This is a genomic window from Spirosoma sp. KNUC1025, from assembly GCF_045160025.1.
GTDB lineage: Bacteria > Bacteroidota > Bacteroidia > Cytophagales > Spirosomataceae > Spirosoma.
In genome coordinates, this window is sequence record NZ_CP087139.1 from 2000274 (window position 1) to 2021706 (window position 21433).

At 49.2% G+C, this 21433-nt stretch carries 14 protein-coding genes and 1 pseudogene; 9 read left to right on the top strand and 6 right to left on the bottom strand.

The annotated features are described in order from the left end of the window. The first annotated feature begins 2 nt into the window (after positions 1-2). A complete protein-coding gene (locus tag LN737_RS08690; RefSeq protein WP_405517999.1) occupies positions 3-3491 on the top strand; it encodes a PVC-type heme-binding CxxCH protein in 3489 nt (1162 codons plus the stop codon). A 65-nt stretch (positions 3492-3556) separates the two neighbouring features. Here the strand turns inward: LN737_RS08690 and LN737_RS08695 are convergent, their stop codons facing one another. The 6 genes and pseudogenes from LN737_RS08695 to LN737_RS08720 all read right to left on the bottom strand — a co-directional run bounded on the left by LN737_RS08695 (position 3557) and on the right by LN737_RS08720 (position 9671). Continuing rightward, on the bottom strand, positions 3557-4051 hold the full coding sequence (locus LN737_RS08695) for a cupin domain-containing protein (protein ID WP_405518001.1): 495 nt from the start codon (positions 4049-4051) through the stop codon (positions 3557-3559). Positions 4052-4158: 107 nt separating this feature from the next. Further along, positions 4159-4905: an NADP-dependent oxidoreductase gene (locus LN737_RS08700; protein ID WP_405518003.1), complete on the bottom strand. Its 747-nt coding sequence runs from the start codon at positions 4903-4905 to the stop codon at positions 4159-4161. Then, positions 4906-5112, bottom strand: a complete 207-nt coding sequence (locus tag LN737_RS08705; protein WP_405518005.1) for a hypothetical protein — start codon at positions 5110-5112, stop codon at positions 4906-4908. 277 nt (positions 5113-5389) lie between these two features. Continuing rightward, positions 5390-6376: an AraC family transcriptional regulator gene (locus LN737_RS08710; protein ID WP_405518007.1), complete on the bottom strand. Its 987-nt coding sequence runs from the start codon at positions 6374-6376 to the stop codon at positions 5390-5392. Positions 6377-6482: 106 nt separating this feature from the next. After that, a complete protein-coding gene (locus LN737_RS08715; protein ID WP_405518009.1) occupies positions 6483-7499 on the bottom strand; it encodes a bestrophin family protein in 1017 nt (338 codons plus the stop codon). Between the two features lie 445 nt (positions 7500-7944). Further along, a pseudogene (locus LN737_RS08720) lies at positions 7945-9671 on the bottom strand (GMC oxidoreductase). Positions 9672-10192: 521 nt separating this feature from the next. Here LN737_RS08720 and LN737_RS08725 point away from each other — a divergent pair. From LN737_RS08725 to LN737_RS08760, 8 genes are all read left to right on the top strand, one after another. Continuing rightward, positions 10193-10447: a hypothetical protein gene (locus tag LN737_RS08725; RefSeq protein ID WP_405518010.1), complete on the top strand. Its 255-nt coding sequence runs from the start codon at positions 10193-10195 to the stop codon at positions 10445-10447. Positions 10448-10962: 515 nt separating this feature from the next. Then, positions 10963-11100 (top strand): hypothetical protein, encoded by a 138-nt coding sequence (locus LN737_RS08730; RefSeq protein WP_405518012.1) that lies wholly within the window; start codon positions 10963-10965, stop codon positions 11098-11100. Then, positions 11097-11447: a hypothetical protein gene (locus tag LN737_RS08735; protein WP_405518014.1), complete on the top strand. Its 351-nt coding sequence runs from the start codon at positions 11097-11099 to the stop codon at positions 11445-11447. The genes LN737_RS08730 and LN737_RS08735 overlap by 4 nt, the downstream gene beginning before the upstream one ends. A gap of 322 nt (positions 11448-11769) precedes the next feature. Beyond that, the gene (locus LN737_RS08740) at positions 11770-12351 is read left to right on the top strand and encodes an RNA polymerase sigma factor (RefSeq protein WP_405518016.1); all 582 of its coding nucleotides are present in this window, start codon (positions 11770-11772) and stop codon (positions 12349-12351) included. Positions 12352-12485: 134 nt separating this feature from the next. Beyond that, the gene (locus tag LN737_RS08745) at positions 12486-13670 is read left to right on the top strand and encodes a FecR family protein (RefSeq protein WP_405518018.1); all 1185 of its coding nucleotides are present in this window, start codon (positions 12486-12488) and stop codon (positions 13668-13670) included. 305 nt (positions 13671-13975) lie between these two features. Further along, positions 13976-17239 carry a TonB-dependent receptor gene (locus LN737_RS08750; RefSeq protein WP_405518019.1) on the top strand — a complete coding sequence of 1088 codons (3264 nt, stop codon included), beginning with the start codon at positions 13976-13978 and terminating at the stop codon, positions 17237-17239. A gap of 18 nt (positions 17240-17257) precedes the next feature. Continuing rightward, the gene (locus LN737_RS08755) at positions 17258-18868 is read left to right on the top strand and encodes a RagB/SusD family nutrient uptake outer membrane protein (protein ID WP_405518020.1); all 1611 of its coding nucleotides are present in this window, start codon (positions 17258-17260) and stop codon (positions 18866-18868) included. Positions 18869-19150: 282 nt separating this feature from the next. Beyond that, positions 19151-21376: an alpha-N-acetylglucosaminidase gene (locus LN737_RS08760; RefSeq protein ID WP_405518022.1), complete on the top strand. Its 2226-nt coding sequence runs from the start codon at positions 19151-19153 to the stop codon at positions 21374-21376. Positions 21377-21433 lie beyond the last annotated feature (57 nt).

Sequence of the window (21433 nt, forward strand, 5' to 3'; positions counted from 1 at the left end):
TTATGCAACATATCCGTTTGAACCAATTGTTATCGTTTCTGCGTAAAAGTCTGCTCATTCCGGTACTGGTACTGACAACCGCCCTGGTGAATCAGGATAGAGTGCCCGACGTTCCTGATCCCGATGTGCAAAAAGAACTTGAATCGTTCAAGCTTGCCGACGGATTTGAAGTGACCCTCTTTGCTGCCGAGCCGCTGGTGGCTAAACCGATTCAGATGAACTGGGATGCCGAAGGGCGGTTATGGGTGGTGAGTAGTACGGCCTATCCACACCTGAAAACAGGCGAACGGGCCAACGACAAAATTTTTGTACTTGAAGACACCAACGGTGACGGGAAGGCTGACAAATCGACAATTTTTGCCGAGGGATTGCTGACACCAACCGGTATTTTGCCGGGTGATGGGGGAGTATACGTAGCGAACTCAACCGAAATTCTGCACTTTGCCGACACCGACGGTGATGGGAAAGCCGACAAAAAACGGCGAATTTTAAGCGGATTCGGCACTGCCGATACCCACCACCTGATCCATACGTTTCGATGGGGACCAGAAGGTAGTCTGTACTTTAATCAGTCGATTTACATCTATAGCCATGTCGAAACGCCATTGGGTATCAAACGACTGGAAGGCGGTGGAGTCTGGCAATTACGGCCTGAAAAGCAGGAACTGAATGTGTACGCGAAAGGGCTGGTGAATCCCTGGGGCTTTCAGTTTTCACCCTGGGGGGCTACCTTCCTGACCGATGGAGCAGGTTTCGAAGGGATCAACTACGCCTTTCCGGGCGCTACGTTTCTGACAGCACCCGGTGCCGAACGTATTCTGCGGGGGCTGAACCCCGGCCAGCCCAAACACAGTGGGTTGGATATTATTTCAGGTCGCCACCTTCCCGAGTCTTGGCAGGGCCGCCTGATCACCAACGATTTCCGAGCCAACCGAATCAATAGTTTTAAGCTGGAGGAACAAGGGAGTGGCTTCGCATCAAAGCAGCAGGACGATCTGCTCTGGACCAATCACGTAGCGTTTCGCCCGGTCGACATTTCCGTGGGCCCCGATGGCGCTATTTATGTGGCTGACTGGTATAATCCCATCATTCAGCACGGCGAAGTCGACTTCCACGATCCCCGCCGGGACCAGCAGCATGGGCGGATCTGGCGTATCGTTGCCAAAAATCGGCCATTGGTTCCCAAACCACAACTCGGCAAGGCCACCATCCCCGAACTGATCAGTTTGCTTGGGCAGCCCGAGAGCTGGACTCGTTTGCAGGCCAAACAAACCCTGAAGCGGCAGGGCGCGAAAGCCGTACTGCCTGAACTTGACAAATGGGTAAACGGGCTGGATAAAAATGCGGCTGATTACGAACACCGGTTGCTGGAAGCCTTATGGACGTATCAAACCCTCGATACCGTCAATGAGCCCTTGCTACGTACGTTGTTGAACGCCCGCGATCACAATGCGCGCGCGGCCGCACTCCGTGCCTTTCAACTGTGGCACGGTCAGATCAAAGACGAACTCGCTTTGCTGACGAAAGCCATGCAGGACACCCATCCGCGCGTACGACTGGAGGCTGTAATTGCCCTGCGACAGATTCAGTCGGCCGAAGCAGCCCGTACGGCTCTCACCGCGCTTGATCAGCCGATGGACGAATTTTTGGATTTTGCGCTTTGGCAAACCGTTCGGGAACTGGAGCCGCAGTGGATTTCTCAGCTGAAAACGAATCCCAGCCGTTTGGGCGATGCCCGTAAAACAGTATTTGCCCTCAAATCAGTGAGTAGCCCTGAAGCTGTTGCCCAACTGATGCAACTTTACAAACAGGGGCAGGTACCCGAGGACTATCAGAAGGACGTACTGACGTCAATTGCCAAGTGGGGAAGGGCCCCGGAACTCACCGCCTTGTTCGACATGAGCCTTCAAAACCCGTCTGACAAAAACACGTCGGACCGACTGGCTACACTGGCTGATGCCGCTGGCCAGCGGAACGTAAAACCAACCAGCGATCTCAGCCGCATTGGGCGTTTTTTGGAAAGCACCGATGAAACTGTTGCCACGAACGCCATCCGCCTGACGGGCTTGTGGCAGTTGGAAACCCTCCGTGACCGACTCGTTACGTTGGTGAGGCAGCGGGAAACACCCATAAAAAAAGCTGCGGTGAGTGCCCTGGCAGCGATGGGAAGCGAGGCTTCGAAAAAGATTCTGGTTGATATGAGTGGGCCGAAAAACACGCCTGATCTGCGACTATTGGCAACGGCGCAACTCGTTTCGCTGGATGCTCCTGAGGCAGCTCGTATTGGCACGAATCTGTTATCGTCACTACCGGCAGAAATCGATGCCAGTGAGTTATTTCAGGCGTTTTTTGCCAATAAAGTGGCTACACAAGCCTTCGCGGATGCCTTAATGACCAGACATATACCTGCATCGTTTGCCAAAGCTGGTCGCCAGTTGATGGCCCGAGGTATTCCCTGGAATCGGCAGAAAACCGATGAAACACTGGCGTTGCAAAAAGCGCTGGAAGCTTCGGGGGGTACGTTGCCCGTGGAACGGATGCCGCAACAACTAACCGATCCCGAAATCTCGGCGCTGGCCCAAACGGTTAGCCAGTCAGCCGATCCGGCACTGGGTGAACAGATCTTTCGGAGATCGGAATTACTTTGCCAGACCTGCCATGCCATTGGTGGCGCGGGCGGGCGTATCGGCCCGGATTTGAGCAGTCTGGGCACCAGTTCGCCGGTTGAGACCATCATGCGCTCCGTTCTCTACCCAACGCTATCGATTAAAGAAGGTTATGAACTGCAGCGTATCGTCAAAAAAGACGGTACCGAACTATTGGCGTATCTGGCCAGTAACGGCGTATCGGAAGTGGTTATCCGCGATGTAACGGGTCAGGAAATCGCCATTCCGAAAAACCAGATCAGCACCATTGAAAAAACGACGGGTTCCCTCATGCCTGCTGGCCTCACCGCAGGCTTGAGCCGACAGGAGTTTATCAATCTGATTGGCTTTCTCTCGAAAATTGGTGAATCGGGCCCTTACCGTGTACCAACGGCCCGGTTTGTCCGTCGCTGGAACGTACTCTCTCCCAGCAAAGAGCTGGCTCGAAAAGTGGCTGACGAAGGTGGTCTTTACATAGCGAAACTAAATGGCAACTTACCCGCTATGCCAATGTACAGTAAGGTGTCGGGTGAATTGCCCGTTGATGCGCTTTCGATTGTAGAGGTAAGTCCTGCCAGGCGATACAGTTTTGTTCGGTTCGATGTGGAAGTTGTTAGCAAAGGAAACGTAGCGCTTGATTTCAGTACGACCACTGGCGTAACGGCCTGGGCTGGACAGAAACCCCTGAAACTGACTTCAAAAGGCGCGGTTATCGATCTGCCGCAAGGCATTCAGTCTTTTACCGTAGCCATTGATCGCACGCAGTTTAAAGAGAAACAGCTGAGTATTCAATTGATGGACGCTTCGCAAACGCCTGCCCAAACCCGGCTCATCACGGGCCGATAAGATGACGCCGGGCAGGGTTTTGACCTTCGTCAAACAGACAACGCTTATTTTACAAGATCGTCAGGCTACCCTAAATAATCGGGTGGGAATACTTGCTGACCGTACTTTTGGGCAATTGCCTCCAGCCGTTTGATGTCGTCAGGTCCCATAGGTGGCGGAGGTAAGAATGTATTTGCAGCTACGGGCGTCCCAATTTCCTGGAAGAATTCGTCCAAACCAGCCGGTACCACCATGCACCATAGGTGTGCGACCTGGTCCGATTTATTTTTAAAACAGTGAACCATACCCCCAGTTGGAATATTCAGAAAAGAGCCTTTCCGGGCGATGTAGGTCTCCGATTCGGTTTTGACTTCCACCTCGCCATCCAGCACATAAAATGATTCCTGAAAGTTCGGATGAGCATGGGGGCCTGGCCCTCCATTGGGCGGTATGAGCATATCAATAACTGCGTAAGCGCCATTGGTTTGCTCACCTGTAATAACCAGTCGGTAGGTATCACCCACCACCGATAAATGCGGACCCTGGTCTGCGGCAACTGTTAGTAACGTATTGGTTTCCATATTTTTAAAGTTCAAAAAGTTAAGGCCTGCTTCGACGCTTACCCGCTACGTGTATCGAGTTGAATGTTGAATACAGTTCATTGAATAAACTACCGAATGCTGGTATGTTAGCTATGAAGCTGAGCATGGTCCAACACAACCCGGCCATTCTTTTTCTGGATTGACGCCGTAGGCTTTCCCAGTACTGTATTCCAGGCTTCGATGGTGTCAGTTAAGGGGAACACTTCGCCAAGGTTAATCGTCAGTTTTCCTTCATCAAGGAAGTTGGCTATCTGCGTTAACTCCTGTTGAGAAGGTTGGAGTTGGGCAAACGTAGCGTGAATGTTAAACTTGGCGGCTAAGTCGGCAGAAACCGGCTGGGTTGTCGAAACCAGGTAGCCACCTGCTTTGATGAGGGAATACGAACGCTGCTGCACCTCTCCTCCGACCAGGTCAATCACCGCATTTACGGGCTCAACGATGGAGTCGAAGGACTCGTTTTTGTAATCAATGAATCTATCAGCGCCCAACGATTTTACATACTCCTCTGAGTCGGCAGCCGCTGTTGCGATGACCTTTGCCCCCGCCTGATGAGCGAACTGAATCGCGTAAGAACCCACAGCACCGGCTCCCCCATGAATAAGAATGGTTTGCCCGCTTTTCAGATGAGCGTCTCGAAACACCACCTGCCAGGCCGTTTCTGCGGCTACGGGTACGGAAGCGGCTTCAACAAAGGTTAACGAATGGGGCTTCCGGGCAATAAATTGTGGATTTATAGCTATGTATTCGGCATTGGCTCCCCCAAACAAACTTGCTCCATACACTTCATCGCCCACGCTAAAGCCGGTTACCTGCTCGCCGACAGCTTCGATCACTCAGGCAAAATCGATACCTGGTGTCCACGGGAGGGGTAGAGGGAAAACAGCCTGCATGGCGCCAGATGCTTTCAGGATATCCAGCTTATTGACGGCCGAAGCCTGAACGTGAATCAATACGTCAGTTGCCCCAGGAGTGGGCGTAGTGATCTCCTGAAAACGTAAATTTTCAGCCGGACCATAATTTGGTAAAACGATAGCTTTCATGTCAATTAAAGTCAATAGTTGATTCAGGCAGCGTACAGGAATACATATAGCCACAGCTCCGGGATTAGAGAGCGTAGTACTTAGCCATTAATGCATTGGGTAGGTTGTCGATAGCCCGACTACGGGTCAAGGAAGTTATTCCCGACTGTTTTTTCAAGAGTAGACCCCGTTTTGAAAAGGGCGTCAGAATCCTGTTCATAATTTGTGGTTGTTATTACACCACAAATGTTCGCCATCCGTTTCGCCTTAAATAGCCCGAAAAGACGCATAAATAGTCCTATCCGCCGGAAGCGTACTTTTTGGGTTTAACCCCGTAATGTTTCTCAAATAATCGGCTAAAATGGCTCAGATTGGTGAAGCCGAGTTGAGTACCGACATCCGTAACGGAGTAGACGCTCTGCTTCAACAGGAATGCCGCTTCGTCCATGCGGGCTTTCTGGTAATAATTGTAGATACTGTCGCCAAACACCTGTTTGAAGAGGTCTTTCAATTTGGTTTCACTCAGGCCGACCAGTTTGGCCAGATGAGCCAATTGGGGAGGTTGACTCAAATCCGATAATACGGCCGTTCGAACAATGAGCAATTTGTCGATATCGTCTTTATAAATCGGACTATGGCGAACCTGGTCTCGTTTAAGCAGCTGTTCAAAGACCAGCAGCATCAGTTCTAAAACCTTGATGTGATAATACAGGGCGCTCAATTCACCCTCTTGCCGGGCAGCGGTTAGTTGCTTGAGCGTTTTCTGCACGTCGGGGCCCATACTTTCGTAAAACAGAAACCCCGGCGAAACATTGAGAATTGTTTGAATCACAGAGTTGGGACGTTGTAGGGCCAATAAACTTTTTAAACGGACAGCCGCAATCCCAATAACTATAAAATTAATGGCAGTAAAAGCCGGAAAGCGAATGACGGATTCTAAGTCATACGAAGCGATCTGGATAGCGAACTGGGTGGTTCTGGCGATTCGAAGTTGCTGTTGCTGACCATTCGTAGTCAGGGAAGCGGCTTCTTCGTTACTGTGAAAGATGATGCTGATGAATTCATTGGTTTTATCGGCGGGCAGGCGTTTCAGCACAAACTCCTCGTTCAGGGTATAGTTATGAATGACCAGTTTAAAGCCACTGTCCAGATCAATCCTTCTCATATAGCCCTTCCCCAGCGTAGAAGGCAGATGTAGCGTATCACCCTGAACCGGAATACCATATTTTTCGCCAAAGCTTGTTAAAAAATTAAAGCTCGAACTGGCTACAAACTCAAACTCCATAGTCCGCTTACGTCGTGATTTTTCAATTAGTAAAAGTGGGTATCAATTTAGGCTACGACTAGCCGATGCGGGCTATGATCAGAACCGGCATGGCCGTCAGTCGTGCTTAAAATAAGACATTTTCTACCGGTTGAATTCGTTCGGGTAAAGCTGATTCCCCCAGCATGTCTTTCAGATCAATCTCAATTGTACGGACTATGCTTTGAATCGGTACGTCGTTGATCAAACCCTCAAACGGATTTTCACTGTAATCACCTGTGTATTCCATCAGTGAAAACACCCACGATACCACCAGATTAAAGGGCAGCAACAGCCAGATGAGTTCCGGGCCGTTCCCTTCAAATTCCTTTAACATGCCAAATGGCAGCAGGAACGTAAAAATGAGGATAAAGATGGCGCTTGAAGTGGCGTATTGGCGGGGGAGGGGCGAGTTCTTGATACGTTCACTACGGCCTTGTTCGGTGTAGAGTTCATTCAGGATCGTCTGTAAGGCGACCTGCCGAAAATCCGTTAAAAAGCCTCGCTGTTTGAGCATAGCCAGATGCTGGGACTGGCGGTCGAGTATCTGTGTCGCCTTGTTTTTCTTCGTGTTTACCCAGGCCAGTTCCTCGGGGCTCAGATAACCGGCGGCTTCCTCCTCAAAGGTGGAAAAGTCAATGCGTCGTTTAAAGTAATTCCGTTGCCGCACACTGTCGATCTGCTGATGTTCCCAGGCGGTTCGTTGCCACATGGCGTGTTTTAAGGCTGACAGCCAGGCCAGGTGTCGGTATATCAGGGTGCGAATTTCAGCTGTCACCTCTTCTTGGGTAGCTTCTTCAGGGGCTTCGTCGAGGTTGATGAAAGCCCGACTAGCCGCCCCCAGTGAGCGGCTGGTATTCACAATGCCGCCCCATATTTTACGGGCTTCCCAACTGCGATCATAGGACTGATTGTTCTTAAAACCCACATAAAACGCCACAGCCGTACCAATAAGCGAAACCGGAAGCCAGGGCACGGCCACCCACTTCCAACCCAGGTATTCGTAGGAGAGCAGGGCAATCAGACCCGTAAAGAGCGACCAAAGGACTAATCTCCAACTGATAAAGTAGATGATGCGAAAATTGAAGTAGTGTTTTACGTACATGTTGTTGGCGAATCGGTAAGTGAGGAAGTTGTTGCGAGTAAAAAAAATCAATAGGTTTTACCAAACCAAATCAGGTCTCGGGATTCGCTATGATCAGGATCAAAACCAGGTAACGTACTACTACAGTCCATATCGCGTAATCGCTGGGTTTTGAGAACCCACATCGATTGCAATTAAGGCAACTGTTGTAACGAGTAGTACCGAACAGAATCAGGAACTAAAGAAATTAGGGGAGATTATTCAACTGGAGGGCTAGCTACGAGTATAGCCTTCACTAATACTGCACTAGTGAGAGGAGGGTCCAACCGTTGACTTACAATAAAAGATACTTACCTGGCCCTGACCTGTGATGTCCTCATGCACAATGCTGAAAATGGAAACACCATTGGTATGACCAACGTACGTTTGATAATAACCTAAAAAGAAACGTTTAAACAGCTTCAATCTATAAATTCTGCCGTTTCAGTTCGCTTACGGCAAAGTTGGCTGCTCGGGCAGTTAGGGCCATAAACGTGAGCGACGGGTTTTGACACGCCACAGAAGCAAACGAAGCGCCGTCGGTAACGAAGATATTCTTAGCGGCCCACAGCTGATTGTGCGCGTTGAGCATCGACGTTTTGGGATCGCGGCCCATACGAACGCCACCCGTTTCATGAACAGCATTGCCGGGTATTGAGTGATTATCGTACGTAGTGATATTTTTCAGGCCAGATGCTTCGAGCATTTCGGCGGCATCGTTCATCATGTCCTGCCGCATACGCTCCTCATTTTCCCGGAATTTTACGTCGAATGTGAGCGTTGGTAAACCCCACTTGTCAAGCCGATTATGATTAAGCGTAATCGTGTTGTCTTCATAAGGTAAACATTCGCCGAAGCCCATGATGCCCATCGTCCATGGGCCCGGCTGAGCCGCGCTTTCTTTTAGCGCTGCCCCGAAACTACCCTCAGCACCAGCTGCTTCCGCAATAAGTCGCTGCCAGCCGGATCGGGACGCTCCGCCCTGATAACCAAAACCCCGTAGGTACGTGCGTTTGTCGGTTCCGATATTCCGATAGCGGGGAATGTAGATGCCATTTGCCCGACGTCCGTAGTAATATTTGTCATCGAACCCCAGCCCATCGGCCTGTGCATTGGCTCCTGCTTGAAAATGGTGGTCCATGATGTATTTCCCTAAGGTGCCACTATCATTGCCGAACCCGTTTGGGAAACGGCTTGAAACCGAGTTGAGTAAAATGAAATTCGTGGCCATGGCCGATGCATTCAGAAAAATTATCCGGGCGTAATACTCAGTTGTCTGATTCGTTTTTGAATCGATAACCCGAACACCGGTGGCTTTCCCTTTTTCTCGTCAAACAACACTTCCGAGACAATGCTATCTGTCCGGACCGTGAGCCGATTGGTTTTGCGGGCGGCTGGTAACGTAGCAGAAAGTGAACTGAAGTAGCCACCATACGGGCAACCTCTGGCGCAGTGATTCCGATACTGGCACGGAGCCCGGCCGACTGAGGTATGTATCGGATTGGCTTTCGACAGATTGGCGGTACGTCCAATCGTCATTACTCGATTCAGTTTGGTTTTCAGTCTCCCGCGAACGTGCTCCTCGACGCAGTTCATCTCCATTGGCGGTAAAAACTCACCATCGGGCAATTGAGCCAACCCCTCCTTATTGCCTGAAATACCAGCGAATGATTCGACGTAACTATACCAGGGAGCCAGATCCTTATACCGAATGGGCCAGTCGGTACCGAAGCCATCGCGGGCGTTAGCCTCGAAATCCATCTCGCTGAACCGATAGCTCTGCCGCCCCCACATTATCGATTTACCACCCAGTGTATCAGGACGATACCAGAGAAACGGGTGTATTTCTTTGTAGGGAGCGTTTCGATTATCGAACACAAAATGGCCATTCTGTTCATTATAACCCAACACCCGGAAATCAGGGGGTGGGTTATCTTTTGGTAAAATCGTACGATCACGATGGGCAAACTCCCAGGGAGCTTTCATGGCAGTAGTGTAGCCCGTGATGTGCTGAAGGTCGCGCCCTCGTTCAAGCATCAGTACCCGCAATCCTTTCTGGGTGAGTTCTTTAGCGGCCCAGCCGCCACTAATGCCCGACCCAACCACAATGGCATCGAACGTATTGTTGAGTTGTGCTTTAAGATTAAGGTTCATAAGGGTTCGGCAATCGCTAATCGTGCTAACGATTTACGTTCTAAAAAGAAGATGCAGAATAATTATACCTACTCGATAGAAAGATGATGCTGGTTTACCTTCAAATCTTCGGCATGGCGACAGAAGAAACTCTTCCAAATAGAAAGTTTAACCCAGCTCATACTACGGTTGAGCTACAGTCCGAATTTAACCCATTCCTGATTATCTGACTGAACAGAAGAGCAACTCGTGCCAATGGTCCCGCAATGACGTACCGTGCTGCTGCCGTAAGTCTGGTCATAAGCCAGGCCTGTATCTTATGGCTTTCCCTACGCTGGTATCGTATTGGAGGAACAGGTACAAAAGGGTTGGGATGTTCAGTAAGTTATAGCCGATTGCTCTATTCAACCAGGGCTTCAGCTTTTTGGAGAACATGTAGCAGAGATAGCAGGGTATTTACTTCACAATTGATAAATAATAAGACCAATAAGCCGGGTTATTTGTTATAGTGTTCCCGCAGTTGGGCTTAATAACTCCTCCCTATGACTATTGAACAGATATCCTATGACCGAAAGCCCCTTTTCATTCGACAGGGTGCCTTGCAACTTTGGGGCATACCCCTTGCCTATCGGTGCGATTTATGCAGAAATCGTCAACTTTATTACTTTAACAACTTCTTCGCTGAAATGTGCTTTGAGAAGGAAACCGGGAAGCTGACCTGTATCTGCACCTTTACCGACCATCGACGGTTAAATCCGTATTTAAATCAAATACGCCTGGATAATTTAGACGCCTAAAAAGGGTCTTATTTGTTCAGCATATTGGATCAAAAAGCACTGTACACAGTCAGCCACCAGCGGACAAGTAAGGGGTGAATCAGAAAAGGTAATACGTACGGCGGCAATTCAACAATCTCACCGCAATGGCGTATCACTCCGGCTGGTTCACTCAAATTCCCTTAGTTATGTCCAAATCGGTTAAACTATGTCAGCCACAACGATCCATTGTTAACTCATTGACTTCGCCCGAACGAAAGTCAGCTGACCAGACGCCGACATGGAACAATCCTAAGGGCGCTATATTGCTGAAAAATGGTCATCGCTGACGGTCCAGGATTGAAGAACTCTATAGCTTGTAAATGGAACGGTCGAGAAAAATGGTTTGAAAATAGGATGATTTCAGTAAAGTATAGTAAACGGCGTATAATATTGGTTTAAAGCAACTTACTTGCTGACACATCACCCAGCAGTTGATCGGTCTTTGTGTATATTCGCTTGCTAAAAATCGCTTTCAACCAACTCAATTACGCACCGTGAAACTTCTACTTTTACTGTTTTTGGGCTCATCGGTGGCCTTTAGCCAGAGTTCAGCTATTCCTGGTATCCACAACAACGAAGACTATGCGCCGGTGAGTGCCAGCGAAATCGATGATCTTCCCCTTTTCAGGTGAATGCTGCCGGTGATACGCTTTATCTAGAAATCGGTCCCCTGATGCCTTTTGAAATGGATGATCAACCCGAACCTCTCTATGCTCGGGGTTATCGGTATACAACGCCTAAAAAGCGCCCAGCCGACCCTAATGCCGTGTACGATTACTATTTTTCGCTTAAACAGGCGCGATTATTTCACCGCAGTAATAAGCAACAAATGGGCAACATTCGCTACATCCATCGCTTCAAAAAACTGCCCTTTACCAAAGCGGTTTTAAAAGGACAACCATTACCCGCCGTCTTTGATGATTACATAAAGGTTGGTACGGGCAGCGCCGAAAAGGAAAGCACGGCTGGTCCCTGGTAAACCCGGATTGCTCATAAAAAACAGCACCATACTGAGCTGATAAGGCTACATTAAGATCACTATGTGGGTATTCGCATGAGACCTCTGACAGAAGTGATTGTCTTCATAAAAATTATACCTCGGGTAAAAATCAAGTAGCGCCATTCAACGAGGAACTAGTCATCACCAGTCAAAATAAGGGGCAGAAAATGGCAAGTGATGCTGATCCCATTTGTTCTGTGTATTCAATGCTACCTGCTCGATCGGAGGAACCCAAGACAGGATACTACGTATTTTTAGTTAAGTAATAATTCAACTAATTTTATTGAGTATCCTCGTATGTATGGACTCAGAACGCGAATTGGTAGAGATGGCCTCGTCAGGTAATGAAATAGCGTTTACTCAGTTATTTCACCTCTACAAACATAAACTATATAGCTTTACGCTACGCCTGGTTAATGATCCTCATGCCGCCGAAGACATCGTACAGGACATTTTTCTAAAGTTGTGGAACAATCGCACTCAACTGGCTGCTGTTCATTCGTTTGGCAGCTACGTGTTTCAGATGGCTCAAAATCAGTCAATCAACTCATTCAGACGAATGGCATCCGAAACCTTGATTCTGTCTGAGCTATTTCATCAGCAATCCGCAGCTGATCTCAGTACAGAACAGGCAATCAATTTTCGGGAAACCCAAACGATCGTGGCCGCTATCGTGGAAAAATTACCGCCCCAGCAAAAGCTGGTGTATCAATTGAGTCGGGAGAAGGGCCTCAAGCATGAAGAAATTGCGGAACAATTAAAACTAGCCCCATCGACCGTTAAAAATCATCTGATTCAAGCCCTGAACACCATCCGGGAACAACTCCGTACTCACGCCGTTACGTTCTTTTTGCTGGCCTCGCTACTGATCTCAAAAAAATAATTGATTTTTTTTTGCCCACTAACTAGTCCTAAATCCTTCTCCAATTGTCTTGTGTGTAGAGTGGCCTGAATTTGGTATTTTAGCCTAGTTCGAATAGAATCACTCTGTTGTATTTATTGGAACGAATACATTATTTGGCAGAACGGTTTTTTAACCAAAGCTGCACTGATAGTGAAAAAGAAGAGCTAGCCCGATGGATTGCGGGTCAGCCGGAAGACGGTGCGCTGCGCGATGTACTCGAAGCCGCCTGGAAAAAGCACAACGCTGATACACAAATGCCTGATGTCGTATCGGAGCGTATTCTGTCTAAACTCTTTCAACAGCAGATCTTACCCGGCGAGAATGAGCTGTCAGGAAAGGTTGTTCCGCTGTATCCGATGCACGTGTGGGTACGGATTGCCGCTGCGATTGTAATTATCCTTGGCATTGGGTTCGTCTCCTATTCGTGGTTAAAACGCAGCAATGAGGCTCCAATAGCTGTTGTTCAGCCGGTAAAAAAAGCAAAGCCAGCCGACGTAGCGCCCGGTGGCAACAAAGCCATCCTGACCCTGGGCGACGGTTCAACCATTGTGCTGGATAATGCTAAAAACGGCTCGCTGGGTCAGCAGGGGAATGTCCGGATTGTGAAACCAGCCTCCGGTGAACTTGTCTACACAGCGGCCAATGCGAAAACCGACAAGGTTGTTTATAATACGGTCACAACGCCAAATGGCGGTCAATTTCAGATTCAGTTACCAGATGGCACGAACGTCTGGTTGAATGCTGCCTCAAGTCTACGCTTTCCGACGACGTTTTCGGGTGCCGAGCGCAAGGTGACTATAACCGGTGAGGTTTATTTTGAAGTGGCTAAGGATGCGAAAAAGCCCTTCCGGGTACAGGTCCAGGATATGGACGTAACCGTGCTGGGAACCCATTTTAATGTTATGGCGTACCCCGGCGAGAAGGTAATCCGCACTACGTTGCTGGAAGGAAAAGTCATGGTTAAGCAGGCAGGTCGGGTGGTGTCCCTAAGTCCTGGTCAGCAGGCCCGACTGGTTCAGGACCGATCTAGTCTGAACGTAGTCGATGAAGTCGATACAGATGAAGAAATGGCCTGGAAAAACGGGTTGTTTCAATTCAGCGATGCCAGCCTTGACGACGTCATGCGTCAGGTTGCCCGGTGGTACGATGTGGAGGTGGTATATGAAGGCAGTACGCCAACGGGGCATTTTACGGGTAAGCTGTCGCGAAATACGAACCTGTCGAAGATGTTGCAGATTTTCACGCTGAGCGACATACGCTATCGGATTGAAGGAAAGAAATTAATTGTCATGCGGTAATGCCTTTGGCTCAGGCGCCACCCCCACAGCTGTGCGTTACGTTCGTTTATAGTTAATCCGTGCCGGATAATTGTCCGTTAAGGACTATTGTTCAAACCTGGCTGATCATGAAAAGGTCGGAAGCGCTGGAACCGCTTCCGACCGGAATCAGAGTTAGCCTGTAATACACAATTTTTTTCACCAATTGTCCAGTGTTAACCCCAAACAAAAGTATGCATCACCTCTCTTTTTCCCAAAAGAGGTTCGGCACGTCGTGTCTGCTGACCGGCTGTTGTGGCCTCTTGCCAACCAAAATTCTTTTGGTTATGAAATTGACGACTATTTTTTCACTGCTGATATGCTTTCAGATATCAGCTAAGACGTACTCCCAGTTCATTACGTTGTCTGTCCATAATAAGGAGTTGGGTGGCGTTCTTAAAGAAATCGAACGGCAAAGTGGCTATTCCTTTTTCTATAAAACCGAACTGCTGCAAAAGGCTGATAAGGTTAGCGTATCCGTCAAAAATGCATCGCTGGATGACGCGTTGGCCAGGTGCTTCAAAAACCAGCCGATCGACTATTCCATTGTCGATCATACCATCGTCCTGAAACCCCGGAAAGAGAGCAAGGCCATCGAACCGCCGAAAGATATCAAAGCGCCTATCCGGGGCAAGGTTACAGGCACGGACAATAAACCGCTGGTGGGCGTAACGGTATTGGTGAAAGCGACTCGCCAGGGAACAACAACCGATGCCGAAGGCGCTTTCCTGATCAACGCAGGCAAAGAAGACGTACTGGTGGTATCATACATCGGCTTCAACTCGAAGGAAATGCCCGTTGGGAACCAGACCGATTTCACCATCGTGCTCACGGAAAGCAACACCACTCTGAACGAAGTGGCCGTTATTGGTTACGGTACGCAGTCGCGCAAAAATCTGACGAGTGCCATTAGTACTGTCAAGCCTGAAGAACTGAATCGGGGGGCTATTACGGATGTCGGTCAGTTGCTGCAGGGCAAAGTGCCGGGTCTGAATATTACAGCCAGTGGCGATCCCAATCGGCCAGCCGCTGTGATCCTTCGGGGCGTATCGACCATCAACAGTTCTCAGGGGCCCTTCTACGTTATTGATGGAATTCTGGGCGCCGATATTGCCACGGTGGCCCCCGACGACATAGCAACCATCGATGTATTAAAAGACGCTGCGGCCACCGCTATTTATGGTAACCGGGCCGCCAATGGCGTCATTATCATCACAACAAAGCGAGGCAAGAAAGGGCAGAACGTAGTGTCCTACAGTGGATATGTTGGCATCGAGAACGTATCAAATAATCTGAAGATGATGGATGCGACTCAGCTAAAAGACTTTTTAGCGAGAAATAACGTAGGTCTGTCTCCTCTCGATGATCAGGGCGCGAATACGGACTGGCAGTCGGCAATCCAGAAAAGTCAGGCGATTTCAACCAATCATAATTTGTCGTTCAATGGCGCCACAGACCACACCAATTACAGCGCCAGCCTCAACTATGCCAATAAAGATGGTATTCTCTTGAATAGCTCCCTGAAGCGGTTAATTGCCCGGCTCGCCATTGAGCAGTATGCGCTTAACGACAAGCTAAAGTTTGGCCTGACGGTCTCCAACTCAAACACGACCTCGGATGATATTCCGTTCCGGAACACCGTGTTGCTGCAGGCTGCGCAGTATCTGCCAACATCACCCGTTAAGAATGCCGACGGTACGTACTACGAAAACCTAGGCCGTACGGAGTATTATAATCCGGTAGCGATGATTAATAATAGTCAGATGAACACCCAGACCAACAACCTGATCGGTAATTTCAATACGCAGGTGAAGTTGCCGTTTGGCTTTTCGTATGACCTGAATCTGTCCTACCTAAGCACAACCTCACTGTCTGGAACGTATTACAACAAGTACTTTACGGATCATTACAACAACATGTATGATAATCCGGAACCGAATCTGGGCTTTCATACCCAACAGTCATTTGGCACGAACGGGCAGGCAACCCGTAGCTCCTATAAGAACACCACTAAAATTCTGGAAACCTTTCTGACCTGGAACCGGGAGTTTGGCGATCACTCGATCAATGCGGTTATCGGTTATTCGTGGCAGAATTACATCATTGGGGAGGGATTTCAGGTGACAACCAGCAATTTGCCGGTCGATAATATTGGCTACAACAACCTGGCTCTGAGTAACCCCTATGGCACATCGGGATTCCAGATCGGATTTGGTGCCGACGGTATCTATCAGGAACGACGGTTGATTTCTGATTTTGGCCGGGTCAATTACAACTTTCGAAATAAATATTTGCTACAGGGCTCGATCCGGCGGGATGGCAGTTCCGTATTCGGGGCCAATAACCAATGGGGCTATTTCCCATCCGTAGGAGCCGCCTGGCGGATTAGCCAGGAGAGCTTCATGGCGAACCAAAAACTGTTCAATGACCTGAAGCTACGGGCCAGCTATGGTGTTACCGGTAATGCAACGGGGTTTGGCGCTTATACCACTCAATTCCTGTCGGGAAGTCTGGGGACGTATTATTACAACGGTGTGCTGACCAGTGCTCTGGGACCAACTCAGGCGGCTAATCCAGATCTGAAATGGGAACGAACAGCGACTGCTAACCTGGGTATCGATTTCACTGTACTGGGCGGTAAGGTGAATGGTACGGTAGAGGTATATAACAAGAATACCACGGGCATGATTTACTCCTACAGTGTCGATCCGATACTGGTACCTACCGGCAAAATCACAACCAATGGCGGCAGTATCAATAACAAAGGCATTGAGGTTAGCCTGGGTGCTAACATCCTGAATCAGGGAAACTTCAAGTGGACGACTAGCCTGAATCTGGCGCATAACAAGAACACCGTGACGAGTTTATCCAATCCCTTGTTTGCTGGTGGAGACTCCGTTTTGCTTGCCTATCCGGAAGGCGTTGGTCAGTCGAGCCACTCGCTCGAAATTCTCAAAGCTGGGAAGCCGCTGGGTCAGTTCTTTTCCCTGCTGTATGCCGGTAAAAATTCGGCAGGCATCTCGCAGTACGTTGGTGGCAATGAGCAGCTAACTACAACACCAGGCATCGGCGTCGATTATAAATACATTGGCGATGCTCAACCAAGGTTGCTGGTGGGCTGGACGAATAATTTTCGCTACAAGAATTTCGACCTGAATGTTTTTCTGAGGGGCACCTTTGGCAATAAGATTTTCAACGCCACCCGGGCTGATCTTTTCCGACCCATTTCGGCGCAGAACACGAATATTCTGGCAGATGCCGCCAATGAATCAATTTCGGATGTGAATTCGTTTCTCTACTCATCGAGGTTTGTCGAAAGTGGCAGTTATGTGCGGTTTGATAACGCTACGTTAGGCTATACGTTCAAACAACTCGATCAACACATCAAAAATCTCAGAGTGTATGCGTCGGTGAACAACCTGTTTGTGATCACCAAGTATACGGGTGTGGACCCTGAAATCAATCAGGGCGGTATTGCGCCAGGCGTAGATTATAACAACTTCTATCCGAAGACACGCACGTTTCTTTTTGGCGTGAACGTATCATTCTGATCTTTAAAGACTCATTCCATGAAACCATCATCTATAAAATCGATTCTATTCGCGGGCCTTTTGGCAACCCTGTCTTCCTGCCACGATCTGGCGGTTCCCGTAACGTCTGAATTGACCCCCGCCGTATTTCCCACGGATGCGTCCCAGTTTATCTCTGCTTCCGGTCCCGCTTATGTAGCCCTGCGCGGAAACATTTCCGTTGAGTTTTTTCATCTGCAAACGCTGAGTACCGACGAAGCTATTTTCCCGGCCAAGGGTGGCAACTGGTATAACGGCGCTGAGTTCAAAGATTTACATTACCATACCTGGACGAAGGATCACAGCACCGTGAATGGCAACTGGACCTGGTTAAGCACGATTATTGGTACGGTGAATCAATCGTTGGCTATTCTGGGCGCCAACATGCCCGAAGGAACCACCAAAAAGCAAAATCTAGCCGAATTGAAAATGGTGCGGGCGCTGGCTTATTTCTGGATGATGGACAGTTTTGGCAATGTGCCAATTGTCACTACGTCAGGTGATTACAGTGCTCACCCAAATGTGGCCCGTGCGGAAGTATTTACATTTCTGGAAACAGAGATTAAGGCCGCGCTGCCTGATCTAAGCGAGGTAATGGATATTACAACCTACGGGCGTCCCACGAAATACCTGGCCTACGCCCTATTGGCCAAAATGTATCTGAACGCAGAGGTGTATACGGGCACAAATCGGTATAATGATTGTGTTATCGCCTGCGACAATATTATCAATTCCGGCAAGTTTACCCTGGAGCCAGCCAGCAGTTACCTGCAAATGTTTTATCCGAACAACGGGCCGCAAATGAAAGAATTCATTTTTGCGATTCCGTTCGATGCGACGGCGGCTAATAGCTTTCCATTTCGGGCCACAAATCTGCATTCCCGCTATGATATTCCTAGAGGACTGGTCGCTAAATACAAGATGCCTTTTACGCCCGATGCTGCCGTTAGTACGTTGCCTGAGTTTTATAAGTACTTCAATGATCCAAACGATATCCGGAACAAGGAATGGCTGACGGGGCTTCAGTTTTACAGCGACGGTACGCCCGTTACGGTTACGACGACCAAAAAAGGCTATGACCAGTTTTATGCGGGGTCAGATCCCGGCGCGACTTATACGTATCAGATTAACCTGACCCCTGACGTAACGTTACGTCAGGATGTAGCCTCGTTTGATGTAGGGAACGACGAAATTGCCTGGAATATGGGCTATCGGAACATTAAATTTTATCCGGATGCTTCTTCATTAAACCGAAACCAGAATAATGACGTACCTATTTTTCGCTATGCCGATGCTATCCTGATGAAGGCCGAAGCGATTCAACGGGGTGGGGCGGCAACCCTGGGCGCAACAGCCCTTTCGCTGGTTAATTCCATACGGACAACTCGCGGGGCTGCGTCCCTGGCAAGCGTCGATCTGGAAGCAATTTATGGCGAACGGGTCCGTGAGTTTGCGTCGGAAATGTGGCATCGGAATGACATGATTCGGTACGGAAAATTTGAAGGCAAATGGGGGTACAAAACAGATGCCGATCCAAACAAACGGATTTTCCCGATTCCTAATTCTGCATTCTTGCTGAATCCAGCGCTGAAACAAAATCCGGGTTACTGATCTGGACCTGCTGTTCAATCCCGCCGGGTGTCACAATGCCACCCGGCGGGATTGTCCTGAATCACATTGCTCGTTTGTATAAATGGGTCTTTCCGCCAGGACTAGAACATAGCTCTCTTAGCACTTTAAAGAAAAGCTCGCCCGCGTCTCAGGATTGCGAAAATTCTGATGAGAGCAAGTTCGGTGCATATGACGTATATGCCTGATCGTTCGAAATCGAATAACTTTATTGCTCGGCCTGTCTGCTCTAATCGCCGTCGACAAATTTCCTTCTATATTCCGATGATCGTTCTCGTTAAAAAACATAGACGACTTTTAGTTTTGCTTGGTTTCTGGTTGGTCCTGACAACGGAGACGGCCCTGGCCCAATTGAATGTTGAGGCAGCAAGGGAGCTAATCAAACGGGTCATTCCGAACCACGCGACTTCGTTTGTGGTCGAACCACTACCCGCGTCGCCAAACACCAATACGTTCGAGATTGAAAGCGTTAATGGTAAAATCGCCTTACGGGGCAATAACGGCGTGGCGGTGGCCTCAGCTCTTTATCACTACCTGACTGAGTACGGTCATTGCCAGATAACCTGGAACGGTACCAACCTGACTCTTCCGGCGAGCCTACCGGGCGTGCCGGTCAAACTTCGGAAAAGCTCGCCCTACACGTATCGTTATTACCTGAATTACTGCACCTTCAACTACAGCATGAGTTGGTGGGACTGGCCGCGCTGGCAACGCGAAATCGACTGGATGGCGCTCCACGGTATAAACATGCCGCTGGCCATTACGGGTGAAGAATACACCTGGAATGAAGTGTATAAAGAAATGGGGTTCAATCCGGAAGAGCTGGCCGGTTTCTTTAGCGGCCCCGCTTATTTTTCCTGGTTCTGGATGGGTAATCTCGATGGCTGGGGTGGACCGCTTCCGCAGAGCTGGATGGAGAGCCACAAAACACTACAGCAACAGATTCTGAAACAGGAACGGGCGTTGGGCATGACACCCGTACTGCCTGCCTTTACGGGGCACGTACCATCCGCGTTCCGTCAGAAATTCCCGAAGGCAAAACTGAAAGCGACCAACTGGACAAACGGTTTTGCCGATACGTATATTCTGGATTCAGAAGACCCGTTGTTTGCCGAGATAGGGAAGCGGTTTCTCCAGAAACAAACCCAGCTCTACGGAACCGATCATCTGTATTCCGCCGATACGTTCAATGAAAACGAACCGCCCTCCGACGATCCGGTTTATCTGGGTGAACTCAGCAAACGAATTTATGAAGGGATGCGGCAGGCGGATAACGATGCCGTTTGGGTTATGCAGGGCTGGCTATTCTACAGCGATCGTAAATTCTGGAAAGCGCCCCAGATCGAAGCCCTGTTGAAAGCCGTTCCTGACAACAGGATGATTCTGCTCGATCTGGCAGCTGAAATTGAGCCGGTCTGGAAACGAACCGATGCTTTCTACGGAAAACCCTGGATTTGGAACATGCTCAATAATTTTGGGGGCAATGTAAATCTTTTCGGTCGAATGGAAGGCGTAGCGGCTAATCCGGCGAAAGACCTGAACGACCCCAAAGCAGGCCGTTTGCTGGGTATTGGCCTGACCATGGAAGCCATTGAGCAGAATCCGGTGATTTACGAACTGATGATGCAGCACACCTGGCAGCGGGAGCCCATACAACTCGATGCCTGGCTGGCGCAGTACGCCCGGAATCGCTACCGCACAAGCAATTCCAAGCTGGTTGATGCCTGGCAGGTGCTACGTCGAACGGTTTACAATGGCAAAGACATCCGCGACGGTGCCGAGTCGATCATTACGGGGCGCCCCACGTTCGACTCAACAACCATATGGACACGTACTAAACTCAATTATTCACCCGAAGCACTGCTACCCGCCTGGGACCTGTTTGCCAAAGCAGCGCAGGAAGGAATCGATACGGATGGGTTTCGGTATGATCTGGTCGACCTGACGCGACAAGTATTGGCCAATTACGCGCTGATTGTTCAGAAAGAATGGAAAAAGGCGTATCAGAAAAAGGACAAAACTGCTTTTGCGCAGCACAGTCAGGCATTTCTGGAGTTGATCAGCGACATGGACGTATTGCTGGCTTCCCGACAGGATTTTATGCTGGGGCCGTGGCTGGCAAGCGCCCGTAGCTGGGGCAAAACGGATGCTGAAAAAACCTTGTACGAACGTAACGCCCGGGATCTGATTACCCTCTGGGGTGATGCTAATAGTCCGTTGCACGAGTACGCCAATCGTCAGTGGAACGGCTTACTAAGCGACTTTTACCGGCCTCGCTGGGAACAGTTTTTTCAGTTACTAACGCAGTCATTAGAAACCGGTAAAGAGCCTGACCTGAACCAGTTTGACCAGCAGATACGGCAGTGGGAATGGCAATGGGTAAATAAACAGAATTCGTTTCCAACGACGCCTTCGGGCAATAGCATTCAGAGCGCCCAGACGATGTATGAAAAATACCGGACGCGTCTGACGGATGCGTATCTTCCCTAAACTATTGGCTAGATCATGAACAGCAAACACCTATCAGCAAACTTGCGAAAATCTGTT